Source organism: Prevotella sp. P4-98 (assembly GCF_002251405.1).
Classification (GTDB): Bacteria; Bacteroidota; Bacteroidia; order Bacteroidales; family Bacteroidaceae; genus Prevotella.
Genome location: NZ_NPJC01000021.1, coordinates 1 through 13632, shown reverse-complemented (window position 1 = coordinate 13632; position 13632 = coordinate 1). Strand labels below are relative to the sequence as shown.

The window sequence follows — 13632 nt, the reverse complement described above, 5'->3', positions numbered from 1 at the left end:
GGGTGTTCACAGAATCATCGGGGACAGGTTCATCGACCCTAAAGAGTGAACCAATGTACCTGTCCCCATGACCCTAATGACTCGGGGTTTAGGCGGCGGAGGGATATATAAATCCCATCGCCATGCGCTATTGCTGGGATTGTGATACCTCAACCAAGCGTACCGGGCGCACCGGAAAACCTTGGTTGCGACTGCCGCTGTCCTGCGCATTGAGATTAACATCACCGAAGTGCAGGTAATATGCGGTTCTGTTCAAGCTGGCTGTTGTGCCTGACCAGTAGCGGCCGCTAGAGCCGACATTTTCGAACGAAGTCTCCCAGACGTTGCCAGCTGCAGGCAAGAAGAGAGTTTGACTATTTTTTGTAAATTTATATCCTTTATTAGTACTATCCCAATCTTTTGTAGAATTATTCACTAAAGCCGCCCAAATCTCTGTAGTTGGTATCCGCCAGTCACCTTTAAGTATCTGACGAGCGGCATCGTCAGATGCTTCAAGGGCATCTCCTGGCGTGTATTTGGTATATGAATCTGTTGAACTATTGTAGAATGGTGCATTGGTACTTTTGTATCCACCCAATTTTTTCCATGTGGCTGTCCAAGGAGAGCTCGTTTTGTCTATTTCAGTATACCAAGGCTCCGTAGCTCCCCAAGCAAAGTAATCACCATAATCATATTCATTTGCGGCAAGACCTGTGGTTGTTAGGTTGGATTTGGCGAATATTACTTTGTAATTCTTTGTGCCAATAGTTATTGTCAATCCCAAATCTACCTCTTGGTCGGCTCTAACTGGATCATACCAATAATCCCCTGTGGTAGCAAACTCACCAAGGTCGGTCACCTTGTTGCGAGTGAAAGTGATGGGGTTTGTTCCCTTGCGAGAATATAATTTACCATTATCTTTAGCTGTGAATTCTATAGTCCAACCTGCCTTAAGTGTAACTGGGGGTACTGCAATATAGTAGTAATTGCCTGCCTTGATGTCTCCAGTCAGTGTGATGGCATCATTCTTTGTTTCCGCATTGGAAAGATCGAGTTTTGGTTCTCCGTTGTTATAAGAGACTGTGCCAGTTCCTGCCAATACCGCAGAGTTGTCAAAAGCCTTTAAATCTATTCTTGTGCAATTGAAAGTAGGTTTCACTTTTACATAGCCTACGACATTCTTAAAATTCAACGTGTTGCTATTGCTCTGAGCCATCATTAATGCTGCATTATTATCGAAGCTGTTATCGGTAGCGGTTTGAGTGGCAGGAAGGGTTACGTTTGTAACATCATTGCCCGAAAGAGATGCAGTTGACTGATATGGATAAACGGCTGTATAAGAACCCGACTCAAGTGCCTCACCTGTAAAAGTAGCATTTGGTGTTCCTTTACCATCCTTCAATGTAAACTGCTTATTATTCGTCCCATCAAAGATGCTTATTTGGTCGCCTTCTTCCCAATTGATGACTTTACTATCAGAGGTTGAAATAGCTGCCCTTGTTGATTGTTCGTCACCTTCTTGCGTTGCAGTAAAGGTCATTACCTTTACCGCACTCTCATTTTCAATTGTAGTGTTGTTGTCCTCCGACGAACATGACGCAAAGGACACGATGGCTGCAAAAGCCATCATAGATTGAATATATTTCTTCATTTTCATTCTTTTTACCATGTATAATCTTCTTCAACAAGTGTTTCTGTTTCTCCATTAGTACTTCCCGCTAAAATCTGTGTCCTGCTGATTTCATAAACCGTCATAGTAGGAGATTGATAGATTTTCTTTTCTTTTTTTTCCATTTTTGTGTTTCTTGATTCTCGGTTGCCTATAGGTTCTCGGAGTCGGCATGTTAATGATTAATTAATATAAGGTGAACCTATTAATGAAAGAAGCGTGGAACCTGACACTTGCCTGTTCCACTTCTCGAGGTTCTGGTTTACCTGATTTCGAGAAGTCAGAAACAAAGCGCATGAAGACGCTCTCCCATAAATAGAGACAAATGCGGAGCCAAACTCTATTGGCTCAGAAGCCCAAGCGAAATCATCGGGGACAGGTTCATCGACCCTAAAGAGTGAACCAATGTACCTGTCCCCATGACCCCATCGCCATTCGCTATTGCTGAAGTTTCAATCCACTGCAACCAAGCGCACTGGGCGCACCGAACGACCTAAGTAGCGAAGGGATCTGCTCTGCTCAACGACAGAAGGGCGATCGTCGAATTCCAGGGTATATGCCTTATTGCTCAAGTAGGCTGTGCCTGAACAGTAGGAGCCAGCACGGCCGCCAAATAGGTGCCCAGTCCCACTGAAGTAGCCAGCTGCAGGCAAGAAGATATAAGTATTAGAATCGTCTTTCCTGGTTATCTTCATTCCTTTGATTTCACTTATTGTTTCCAAACCCTTATTTCCATTAGGTCCCCAATAGACCTTATTCAAATTGGCACCGTACAAAGCCACCCATATCTCTGTTGTGGGTATCTGCCAGGCACCACCGAGAATCTGGCGTGCGGCATCGTCTGACGAGGATAATACATCATTTTTATTGTATGTTTTGCTTAAGGTTGGGGCAGTAGTTTCTGTGTATCCTTCTTCTTTGCCTTGTTTCCACGTTTCTGTCGCTGAATGATACCAAGGTTCCGTAGCTCCCCAAGCAAAGTAATCACCATAATCATATTCATTTGCGGCAAGACCATCTTTTGTGAGGTTGGATTTGGCGAAGATTACTTTATATGTTTTACCACCTTGATCAATTGTCAATCCCAAATCTACCTCTTGGTCGGCTCTAACTATATCTCCACGGGCTGCATCATACCAATAATCCCCTGTGGTAGCAAACGAACCAAGGTTGGTCACCTTGTTGCGAGTGAAAGTTATGTCATTTGTTCCCTTGCGGGAATATACTTTACCATCAGACGCTGTGAATTGTATAGTCCAACCAGCCTTAAGTGTAACTGGGGGTACTGCAATATAGTAGTATTTGTTTGCCTTGATGTCTCCTCTCAGTGTGATGGCATAATCCTTTGTTTCCGAAAGATCAAGTGTTGGTTTTCCGTTGTTATAAGAGACTGTGCCAGTTCCTGCCAATACCGCAGAGTTGTCAAAAGCCTTTAAATCTATTCTTGTGCAATTGAAAGTAGGTTTCACTTTTACATAGCCTACGACATTCTTAAAATTCAACGTGTTTCCATCGCCGCCCTCTGCAATCATCAAGGCTGCTTCCTTGTCGAAACTATTGGCGGTAGCGTTTTGAGTGGCTTTAAGGGTGATGCCTGTTACTTTGCCATTCGATGTGTCATAACTAGCCCCTAACTGGTAAGGATATACAGCGGTATAAGTTTCCGCTGATGCAGCCACACCTTGGAAGGTCGCACTCTTTGTCCCTGCACCATTCTTCAAAGTAAACTGATTATTCGTTTTACCATCGAAGATGCTTATTTGGTCTCCTTCTTGCCAATTGATGACTTTACTATCAGTGCTTGAAATAGCTGCCCTTGTTGATTGTTCGTCACCTTCTTGCGTTGCAGTAAAGGTCATTACCTTTGTCGCACTCTCGTTTTCAATTGTAGTGTTGTTGTCCTCCGACGAACATGACGCAAAGGACACGATGGCTGCAAAAGCCATCATAGATTGAATATATTTCTTCATTTTCATTCTTTTTACCATGTATATTCTTCTTCAACAAGTGTTTCTGTTCCTCCATTAGTACTTCCCGCCAAAATCTGTGTCCTGCTGATTTCATAAACCGTCATAATAGGAGATTGATAGATTTTCTTTTCTTTTTTTTCCATTTTTGTGTTTCTTGATTCTCGGTTGCCTATAGGTTCTCGGAGTCGGCTGGTTGTTATAATATGGATAAGGTTAACCTATTAATGAAAGAGCGTGGAACCTGACACTTGCCTGTTCCACTTCTCGAGGTTCTGGACTACCCGTGTTTGTTGAACAGGCAACGCAGAACCCACGCAGTGGAGTTTATATAATCTTCTATAACACATAATGGCAGACCATTGGAATAGTCCGCTTTTCGCGCATAGAATCATGTATAAACACTACATGAGCATCTACCGTTGCTAAGTTCCGACAAACACAAGAAATTGTCCAGATTTCGAGAAGTCAGAAACAAAGCGCATGAAGACGCTTTCCCATAAATAGAGACAAATGCGGAGCCAAACTCTATTGGCTCAGAAGCCCAAGCGAGTTGGGCAACTTGCAAATGTCGGTGCAAAAGTGAGAAATAAAAATGAAACTGCCAAACTTTTCGGCAACTTTTTATCGTTTAACAACTTTTTTGCTTGGTTTGAAGGGTGTTCACAGAATCATCGGGGACAGGTTCACAGTTATTAACCCGTCCAACTTTGTGGGTTCACTTCACCTTGATATCTGGGAGTCAATAGACTGGCGAAAGGTGCAGAAAGAGATCACAACGAAAGCATATTGGAATTATCAAAACGCCCTTGAAATTCCATTAAGCGACTATGTAGTTCCAGGCACAGAGCATCAGGATCGGATTATCGCTACCCTATGCCAGTTGCTGAAGGAAGCCTACAACATGAACGTTGATGAGCAGACTCACAAAGTGATATTAGAAAAGAAGTCATCGGATGTTTAGGCGCTACGCGGAGGACTGCAATTCTTCCCATGTAGGTAGAAAGACGGAGGCAACCCTTTTATATGTTATATAATTCAAGTTTCGCAACTGAGGGAATTGATTGAAGTTAAAGAACGTTTTCGTTAAGCCAGATGAGCAGACCCGAGCTCGTTCGAGGTCTGCCATGGCGAGAAAATGTGCCATAAAATGGAACGTTTTCGTTAAGCCAAATGAGCAGAATAAAGCTCGCTTTAATTCTGTCATGGCGAGAAAACGAAGGGTGAAACCCAACGTTTTCGTTAAGCCAAATGAGCAGAATAAAGCTCGCTTTAATTCTGTCATGGCGAGAAAAGGTGCCATAAAATGGAAGTTATCACTCCCTACGGTCGTTCGGGAAGTTAAGAGACAATAGCCTTTTGCCGTAAGACGTAGGACATTTGTCCCTTAACTTCTCTCTAACTTCTCTCTAACTTCCCTTAACTTCCCCACATGCGAAAGTTCAGTTATATAATAGGTACGCGCATGTATGCACGCGCACACGTGTAATTACAAAATTTCGACCACTCGACCACCACAACAGCATAACACGCTATATACATGCAGCTTACATGTGTGGTCGATTACGCTGACTCGCGGTATTCGACCACCATTCGACCACCAGGCACTCTGCCGTTGTCATCATAAAAACAGCCCAATCACTATTGCCACCAATACACGATTTTGTATGTTCTGACGCCCGACAACACCCTTGTCAAACGTAGGACAAAACTATTGCATAATATTTGACGTCACTCTTTTCCGATAGTTGAAACAACTTTTTTCCAACGTTGAAAAGCCCCTTATCTAACGTTTGACAGAACTCTTATCCAACGTTTGACAACACCTTTATCTAACGTTTGACAACACTCTTATCTAACGTTGGACAATACTCTTATCTAACGTTGGATAACACCTTTTTCCAACGTTGGACAATAACTTTGTCAGCCGTTTGAAAATGCCTGAAAATAATTTTTGTTTACTTTGTGTGAATATCCACCATGATTATCGGAAAAAGCATGTGTGGTCGAAGTGTGGTCGAAAACACGGATTTCGGAGCAATCGACCACAGTCTATATTTCTGTCTCATAGTCGATTACACCACATCTGTGGTCGTGTGGTCGAAATTTTTAGAAAACTTATTTTTTTTATTTCCTTCTGCAAATTTCCAGTTTTTTCGTACCTTTGCCACAAACCAATAACAAAGTGCAATGAACAGAGTGATACAATTCTTTAACTATGATCAGTGTTATCAATACTATACAAAGCGGATTACGAATATTAGACAGGCCAAAATTCATGGAGAAACCATCGTTGCCAAACCTGTGCTATTGGTGGCTCTGATTGATGGCATTGAAGAAAATGTGTTCACTAACAACCAGTTTGTTCTCAATGATTGGATAGAAGAACATTATAACAAACTGATGCGGGAATATACCAAAGACTCACAGTTCGACGGTACTACAGAAATAACGAAACCTTTTTGGCATTTGGAAACTGACGGTTTCTGGCATTTGAATTACTCAGGAGAACAAATCAGCAAAGGCCACACACCATCAAAATCATGGTTGAAAGAGAATATAGAATTTGCATATTTCGACGAGCCATTATGGATTTTGCTGCAAAACAAAGTATGGAGAATGAAACTGCGAGAGTATATCGTAGAACATAAACTGACCGATGACTTTTGGAACAGCAGAATGGTGGCAGAAGGACTTGGAGCTATTGCCGCCATTTTGTTGGTAGCATAAAATGGCAAATTCTGGATGCCATTAATTAACACGACTGGGTTAGTGTCATGCCCAATACACAGAAAAAAAGGAGTTAAACTTTCGTCTAACTCCTTTTTTAACGCGCTTCAGGATGGGCTTGAACCAACGACCCCCTGATTAACAGTCAGGTGCTCTAACCAACTGAGCTACTGAAGCAGGTTTTTCTGTTTTGCGAGTGCAAAGGTAATACGTTTTTTTGAAATACACAAACTTTTTGAGAAAAAAAATCGTTTTTCGGTTATTTTTCTATAATTTTGCATCGTATAAACATAGAAACAATACGAAAAACAATATGATCATGAGAAAAAACAACGTATGCCAACTATGCCGATTGACAGCTTTTGCCGCACTATTGGTATGGCTTCCCATGAATATGAATGCACAGGAAGCGAGAAACCACAACTTAGATGTGGCAAAGAACATCGAAATATTCAATGCCATATACAAGACACTCGACCTAATGTATGTCGATACACTCGATGCCAATACCGTGATTGGCAATGGCATCAATGCGATGCTGCGATCACTCGACCCCTATACCGAATATTACCCTGAGAGCAAACAAAAGGACTTGAAGATGCTGATGACAGGAAAATATGCGGGTATCGGTGCAGTGGTACGCTACCACCAAAAACGAAAACAAGTGGTCATCGACGAACCTTTTGAGGGAATGCCCGCTGCAAAGGTGGGACTGCGCAAGGGAGATATCATCTTGCAGATTGAAGACACGCTGATGACCAACAAACCCGTGGCATACGTCAGCGACCATCTGCGTGGCGATGCAGGCAGCACCATCATGATCAAGATTAAACGTCCTTCGACGGACAAGGTGATGAATTTCAAAGTGACACGCGAGAGCATCAAGACACCTGAAATAACCTATTATGGTATGCGCCCGGATGGCGTGGGATATATCAACCTGAACACTTTCTCTGGCGAACCAGCCAAACCTATGCGTCTGGCATATCTCGACCTGAAACAACGCGGAGCGAAAAAACTCATACTCGACCTGAGAAGTAATGGTGGCGGTTCGGTTTCGGAATGTGTGGATATTGCCAATATGTGGCTGCCTAAAGGTTTGACATTGGTGGAAACCAAAGGAAAGTTGCGCCGTGCCAACTCTGACTACAAAACCCGACTGGAGCCCATCGATACCGTGATGCCCATCATCGTACTGGTGAACGACGAGACAGCTTCTGCCAGCGAGATTGTCAGCGGTTCGATACAGGATCTTGACCGCGGATTAATAATAGGTACGCGCACGTATGGAAAGGGACTGGTGCAGATTCCTAATGTTGACCTACCCTACAACGGTAACCTCAAGCTGACAACATCAAAATACTATATCCCCAGCGGACGATGCATCCAAGCCATCAACTATAAACACACCGGCGGTGGCTATAAAGAACATGTGCCCGATTCGCTGACACACGTATTCTATACACGCAATGGTCGTGAGGTACGCGACGGAGGTGGTATCATGCCCGATATCGAAATCAAACCCGATACCATGTCGAACATCCTCCTGTATCTGGACCGCATAGACTCTACCGAAGTGATGTTTGACTATGTGGTGGATTATATATCCAAGCATCCTACCATTGCACCTGCCGACAAGTTCCATCTGACCGATGCGGAATATGCCGACTTCACCCAACAAGTGCTGAAAGCAGGATTTACCTACGACCAGATCAGCAAGAAACAGTTTGAAGAACTCATCAAAACCGCAAAATTCGAAGGATACTACGACGACGCAAAGGCTGAATTTGAAGCACTGAAAGCCAAACTCGACCACCATGATATTGAGCGCGACCTACAACAGCACCGCAACGAAATACAACGGCAGATAGAACAAGATATCATATCCGCCTATTATTTCCAAAGCGGACAACTGCTCCACATGCTGCAAACAGACAAAACTCTGAAGGAAGCAGAGCGAATACTCAACACATCAGGAGAATACGAAAAACTATTATCACCAAAAAAAGTGAAATAAAAGTGGAAATACTTGCAAGATTGACAGAAATGTCGTAACTTTGCACACGTTCAGAGGAATGAGAGACTCGCAAGAGCCTCTCATTCTTGTTTTAATACCAATAAAGGTGTATGATAAATAAAGACGTAGTAAAGGCCGCAGTAGAGGAATGGCTGAGTCAGAATGACTACTTCCTCGTGGACGTTGACATGACGCCCGACGGTCGCATCGTGATCGAAATCGACCACGCCGATGGTGTATGGATTGAAGACTGTGCCGCGCTGAGCCGCTTCCTGCAGGAAAGACTCGGAGAAGAACTCGGCGAGTATGAACTGGAAGTGGGTAGCGCCGGTATCGGACAACCATTCAAAGTCGTACAGCAGTATATCAACCACATTGGCAAAGAAGTGGAAGTGCTGGCTGCCGACGGTAAGAAATACCAAGGCGTGCTCCAGTCGGTAGCCGACGACGGACTGTCGTTTGTGGTGGTGGTCAAGGAGAAGCAGAAGATTGAAGGGAAAAAGCGCCCCGTATTGGTGGATGTGGAGAAGACCTTCAATACCAACGAGGTGAAATATGCCAAATACCTCCTCGCCTTCAAATAATCTCTGACACGTGAGCTAAAGAGTAAACAAAATAAAAAGATTATATAATGGCTACAAAAAAAGAAGACAAAGGTCCGTCAATGATTGAGACCTTTAAGGAATTTAAAGAGACCAAGAACATCGACCGCACCACTCTCGTCAGCGTGCTGGAAGAGAGTCTCCGCAACGTACTTGCCAAACAGTTCGGTAGCGATGAGAACTTCGACGTCATTGTCAACCCTGACAAAGGTGACCTCGAAATCCACCGCAACCGTATCGTAGTAGCTGATGGTGAGGTTCAGGACGAAAACAAAGAGATTTCGCTCACACAGGCACAGAAAATCGAACCCGACTACGAAGTGGGCGAGGAAGTGAGTGAAGAAGTGCGCTTCGAGAAATTCGGACGCCGCGCCATTCTCAATCTCCGTCAGACTCTTGCCTCAAAGATTCTTGAACTGGAGCACGACTCGCTCTACAATAAGTACAAGGATCGCGTAGGTCAGGTAATCAGCGCCGAGGTGTATCAGATGTGGAAACGCGAAGTACTGCTCATCGACGATGAGGGCAACGAACTCCACTTGCCTAAGTCAGAACAGATTCCCAACGACAACTACCGCAAGGGCGAAACCATACGTGCCATCATCAAGGAGGTGCAGAACGAGAACAACAATCCGCGTATCATCCTCTCACGCACCAGCCCTGTGTTCCTTGAGCGTCTGCTCGAAGCCGAAGTGCCCGAAATCAACGACGGTCTCATCACAATCCGTCGCGTGGCACGCATGCCAGGAGAACGTGCAAAGGTGGCTGTAGAAAGCTATGACGACCGCATCGACCCAGTAGGAGCCTGCGTAGGTGTGAAGGGTAGCCGCGTACACGGTATCGTACGCGAGTTGGGCAACGAGAATATCGATGTCATCAACTATTCCAGCAACACACAGCTCTTCATTACTCGTGCGCTGAGTCCCGCCAAGGTGACCAACCTCAACATCAATTCCGAAGAGCACAAAGCCGAAGTCTATCTGCAGCCTGAGGAAGTCAGCCTTGCCATCGGTAAAGGCGGTTTGAACATCAAACTGGCTTCCATGCTGACCGAATACACCATCGACGTATTCCGTGTATCCAACGGTTCAGACAGCGACGACGAGGACATCTACCTCGACGAGTTCTCTGACGAGATAGACCAGTGGATCATCGACGCCATCAAGGCCATCGGTCTGGAGACCGCTAAGGCCGTGCTCAACGCTCCACGCGAAATGCTGATCGAAAAGGCCGACCTCGAAGAAGAAACGGTTGACCACCTGCTCAACGTGCTCCGTGCGGAGTTTGAATAATAAGAATAAAACAGAATTGTAAAGCAACAAATTAAATGGGTGTCAGATTAAATAAAGTATTATCAGAACTGAATATAGGACTTCAAACGGCAGTTGATTTCCTGAAAAACAAGAAAGAACTTGGCGAAGTCAAAGAAGAAATGACGCCAAATACCAAAATCACCGATTCACAATACCAGGCTCTGGTGGGTGCATTCAGTGGTGACAAGGCTGTGAAGACACAGGCCGAAATGATATTTGCGAAGAAAGCCAAGGATAAAAAGGCAGAGAAGGCCGAGAAGAAAAGCAACAAGGCTGAAGACCTGTTGGAACAACGCCAACAGTTTAAACCCTTGGGCAAGATTGACCTCGACAGCGTAGGCAAAAAGAAGGCCGCCAATAGCGATACTGCACCTGTGGCTGCTGCCGTGAGCCAGACAGAGGCATCGCCTATTGTAGAAAAGAAAGAAGAACCAAAACCTGTCGCTGATCAGAAAGCTCCTGAGGCTGCCCCTGCTGCTCCTGCAAACCACGAGCAGAAGGCTGTCAAGGCAGAAGAGGTTAAACCTAACGTCAAAGTGGAAGCCAAGCCAAAAACAGAGGCTAAGCCTCAGCAGGAAGCCAAGCCCAAGGCAGAAGCACCCGTTGCCAATACCGAAGAGGCCAAGCCTGCCACAGTAGAAAACAAGCCTGCGGATGCTGAAAAAGCTTCCGAAACCAAGGTATTCACCCTGAAGAGCGAAACAAAATACGCTCCAAAGGTCAACGTACTGGGTAAAATTGACCTCAGCACCCTCAACCAAAGCACTCGTCCGAAGAAGAAATCGAAGGAGGAGCGCCGTAAGGAACGCGAGGAAAAGAATGCGCAGCATGGCAATGGTGGCGAGCGCAAGAAGCGTGAGCGCATCCGTAGCGGACGCGTTGACATAGAGGCTGCAGCCAACCAGAGCGGGCAGCAAGGCGGCAACAAAAAGAACAAAGGCGGACAACAGCGCCAAGGTGGCGGTGGACAACAGCAAGGCGGCAACCAAAACGGACAACAGGGCGGCGGCAAGAAAAACAAGAAGAACCGTCCAGTACAGAAGCCATTGGAAGTTGACGACGAGGCTGTAGCACGCCAGGTAAAGGAGACGCTCGCCCGTCTCACCTCAAAAAGTCAGAACAAGAAGGGTGCGAAGTATCGCCGCGAAAAGCGAGATGCCGTACAAGAGCGCCTCAATAGCGAGATGGCCGAACAGGCTGCAGAGAGTAAGGTACTGAAGCTGACCGAGTTTGTAACGGTTAGCGAACTTGCCACGATGATGAATGTCGGTGTCAACGAAGTAATCGGCACCTGCATGAGCATCGGTATCATGGTAAGTATCAACCAGCGCCTCGATGCAGAGACCATCAATATCGTGGCAGAGGAATTTGGTTTCACCACCGAATACGTAAGTGCTGAAGTGCAAAATGCCATCACCGAAGAAGCCGACGACGAGAACGACCTCATCGGCCGTGCACCTATCGTCACCGTGATGGGTCACGTCGATCATGGTAAGACATCGCTGCTCGACTTCATCCGCAAGACCAACGTGATTGCCGGTGAGGCAGGAGGTATCACCCAGCACATCGGTGCCTACAATGTGAAACTGAAAGACGGTAGAAAAATTACGTTCCTTGACACTCCAGGTCACGAGGCGTTCACCGCCATGCGTGCCCGTGGTGCTCAGGTGACCGATATCGCCATCATCATTATCGCTGCAGACGACAGCGTCATGCCTACCACCAAGGAGGCCATCGCACATGCTCAGGCTGCCAATGTGCCAATGGTATTTGCCATCAACAAGATTGATAAGCCCGGTGCAAACCCTGACAAGATTCGTGAAGACCTTGCCAATATGAACCTCCTCGTAGAGGAATGGGGCGGTAAATACCAGTGTCAGGAAATCTCTGCCAAGAAGGGAATCGGCGTTGATGCTCTCCTTGAAAAGGTATTGCTCGAAGCAGAAATGCTCGATCTCAAGGCTAATCCCAACAGAAAGGCTACGGGTAGCATTATCGAGTCGTCACTCGACAAGGGACGTGGCTACGTTTCTACCGTGCTGGTAAGCAACGGTACACTGAAACAAGGTGATGTGGTGATTGCAGGAACAGCTTTCGGACGCATCAAAGCCATGTTCAACGAACGTAACCAGCGCATTGAAAAGGCTGGACCTGCAGAGCCCGCTATCATTCTCGGACTGAATGGCGCACCTACTGCCGGTGACTCGTTCCATGTGATGGAGACAGAGCAGGAGGCACGAGAAATAGCCAACAAGCGTACACAGTTGCAGCGTGAGCAGTCGCTCCGTACCACTAAGACACTTGGACTCGACGATATCTCACACCGTATTGCCTTGGGTGAGTTCCACGAACTCAATATCATCGTCAAGGGTGATACCGACGGTTCTATCGAAGCACTCAGCGACTCGTTCCTCAAACTCTCTACTGAGAAGGTACAGGTCAACGTCATTTCAAAGGCTGTGGGTCAGATCAGCGAGAACGATGTCATGCTGGCTTCTGCATCAGATGCCATCATCATCGGCTTCCAGGTTCGTCCTTCTGCTGATGCACGCCGACTGGCAGAGCGCGAAGGCGTGGAGATCAACACCTACTCTATCATCTATGATGCACTCGATGAAGTGAAATCTACTATGGAGGGTATGCTCGACAAGGTGAAGAAGGAAATTCTTACTGGTGAAATCGAGGTAAAACAGGTGTTCAAGATTTCAAAGGTTGGTACTGTTGCCGGTGGTTTGGTGACCGAAGGAAAAGTACACAACAAGGACAAGGCTCGTGTCATCCGTGACGGTATTGTGGTTCACACCGCTGCCATTGATGCACTGAAGCGCTATAAGGACGATGCCAAAGAGGTTGCCACTGGTTTGGAGTGCGGTATTTCACTCGTCAACTTCAACGATATCCAGGTGGGCGACATCATCGAGACCTTTACAGAAATCGAAGTGGAACAGAAGCTTTAACCCACCTCTATCCTATCCCTATAGCTACAAGGGCACAACCATGACGGTTGTGCCCTTGTTGTTGATATGCATATTCAAAGTTCATTCTAATCATGCCGACATACTACAACTGGTATTCTGAGCCTCATTGGAGTAGCCGGATAGAAGTGTGAGAGCGATTTCAATTTCAATAATTGTAGTATTTAAACCTGAACAATTCACTCGGTAATACACAATTCTCATGACAGAAAACTTGTTGAACGACAATAAATGACAACGCATACCTGTTAATCAATAGTTCGTTAAAATTTGAGATAAAGGCTAAGCAGTTTTACGCTGCCAGCCAAAGAGTTCTTTGATAGTATGACTAATTAACTTTCGGTTCGGTATTCTCCGACACTTGTCAAAAATTAATTTAG

10 protein-coding genes and 1 tRNA gene are annotated in these 13632 nt (G+C 45.6%); 6 read left to right on the top strand and 5 right to left on the bottom strand.

The window, feature by feature from the left end; genetic code table 11:
• Positions 1–127: 127 nt before the first annotated feature.
• The 4 genes from CIK96_RS03840 to CIK96_RS13585 all read right to left on the bottom strand — a co-directional run bounded on the left by CIK96_RS03840 (position 128) and on the right by CIK96_RS13585 (position 3761).
• Entirely contained in the window at positions 128–1636 is a 1509-nt protein-coding gene (locus tag CIK96_RS03840; RefSeq protein WP_094439746.1) for a hypothetical protein, read from the bottom strand.
• Positions 1637–1641: 5 nt separating this feature from the next.
• Entirely contained in the window at positions 1642–1773 is a 132-nt protein-coding gene (locus CIK96_RS13590; RefSeq protein WP_256387591.1) for a hypothetical protein, read from the bottom strand.
• Positions 1774–2100: 327 nt separating this feature from the next.
• Positions 2101–3624: a fimbrillin family protein gene (locus CIK96_RS03835; protein ID WP_094439744.1), complete on the bottom strand. Its 1524-nt coding sequence runs from the start codon at positions 3622–3624 to the stop codon at positions 2101–2103.
• 5 nt (positions 3625–3629) lie between these two features.
• Positions 3630–3761 carry a hypothetical protein gene (locus tag CIK96_RS13585; RefSeq protein WP_256387590.1) on the bottom strand — a complete coding sequence of 44 codons (132 nt, stop codon included), beginning with the start codon at positions 3759–3761 and terminating at the stop codon, positions 3630–3632.
• Between the two features lie 449 nt (positions 3762–4210).
• Between CIK96_RS13585 and CIK96_RS03830 the strand changes: the two genes are divergently transcribed.
• Together CIK96_RS03830 and CIK96_RS03820 are read left to right on the top strand one after the other, a co-directional pair.
• On the top strand, positions 4211–4579 hold the full coding sequence (locus tag CIK96_RS03830) for a hypothetical protein (RefSeq protein WP_094439742.1): 369 nt from the start codon (positions 4211–4213) through the stop codon (positions 4577–4579).
• A 1226-nt stretch (positions 4580–5805) separates the two neighbouring features.
• On the top strand, positions 5806–6345 hold the full coding sequence (locus tag CIK96_RS03820; RefSeq protein WP_094439738.1) for a hypothetical protein: 540 nt from the start codon (positions 5806–5808) through the stop codon (positions 6343–6345).
• A 103-nt stretch (positions 6346–6448) separates the two neighbouring features.
• Here CIK96_RS03820 and CIK96_RS03815 read toward each other — a convergent pair.
• Positions 6449–6522: transfer RNA gene (locus CIK96_RS03815), tRNA-Asn, on the bottom strand.
• A gap of 142 nt (positions 6523–6664) precedes the next feature.
• Here CIK96_RS03815 and CIK96_RS03810 point away from each other — a divergent pair.
• From CIK96_RS03810 to infB, 4 genes are all read left to right on the top strand, one after another.
• Positions 6665–8362 (top strand): S41 family peptidase, encoded by a 1698-nt coding sequence (locus tag CIK96_RS03810; protein ID WP_094439829.1) that lies wholly within the window; start codon positions 6665–6667, stop codon positions 8360–8362.
• 110 nt (positions 8363–8472) lie between these two features.
• Positions 8473–8946 carry a ribosome assembly cofactor RimP gene (gene rimP / locus CIK96_RS03805; RefSeq protein WP_094391460.1) on the top strand — a complete coding sequence of 158 codons (474 nt, stop codon included), beginning with the start codon at positions 8473–8475 and terminating at the stop codon, positions 8944–8946.
• 47 nt (positions 8947–8993) lie between these two features.
• Entirely contained in the window at positions 8994–10256 is a 1263-nt protein-coding gene (gene nusA / locus CIK96_RS03800) for a transcription termination factor NusA (protein WP_094439736.1), read from the top strand.
• Positions 10257–10291: 35 nt separating this feature from the next.
• Positions 10292–13234, top strand: a complete 2943-nt coding sequence (infB, locus tag CIK96_RS03795; RefSeq protein ID WP_094439734.1) for a translation initiation factor IF-2 — start codon at positions 10292–10294, stop codon at positions 13232–13234.
• Positions 13235–13632 lie beyond the last annotated feature (398 nt).

Excerpts from the sequence above, each read along its gene's own strand:
- CIK96_RS03820 (WP_094439738.1), top strand. The coding sequence starts at position 5,806 with ATGAACAGAGTGATACAATTCTTTAACTATGATCAGTGTTATCAATAC.
- CIK96_RS03830 (WP_094439742.1), top strand. The coding sequence starts at position 4,211 with ATGAAACTGCCAAACTTTTCGGCAACTTTTTATCGTTTAACAACTTTT.
- CIK96_RS03835 (WP_094439744.1), bottom strand. The coding sequence starts at position 3,624 with ATGAAAATGAAGAAATATATTCAATCTATGATGGCTTTTGCAGCCATC.
- CIK96_RS03810 (WP_094439829.1), top strand. The coding sequence starts at position 6,665 with ATGAGAAAAAACAACGTATGCCAACTATGCCGATTGACAGCTTTTGCC.
- CIK96_RS13585 (WP_256387590.1), bottom strand. The coding sequence starts at position 3,761 with ATGGAAAAAAAAGAAAAGAAAATCTATCAATCTCCTATTATGACGGTT.
- rimP (WP_094391460.1), top strand. The coding sequence starts at position 8,473 with ATGATAAATAAAGACGTAGTAAAGGCCGCAGTAGAGGAATGGCTGAGT.
- CIK96_RS03840 (WP_094439746.1), bottom strand. The coding sequence starts at position 1,636 with ATGAAAATGAAGAAATATATTCAATCTATGATGGCTTTTGCAGCCATC.
- nusA (WP_094439736.1), top strand. The coding sequence starts at position 8,994 with ATGGCTACAAAAAAAGAAGACAAAGGTCCGTCAATGATTGAGACCTTT.
- CIK96_RS13590 (WP_256387591.1), bottom strand. The coding sequence starts at position 1,773 with ATGGAAAAAAAAGAAAAGAAAATCTATCAATCTCCTACTATGACGGTT.
- infB (WP_094439734.1), top strand. The coding sequence starts at position 10,292 with ATGGGTGTCAGATTAAATAAAGTATTATCAGAACTGAATATAGGACTT.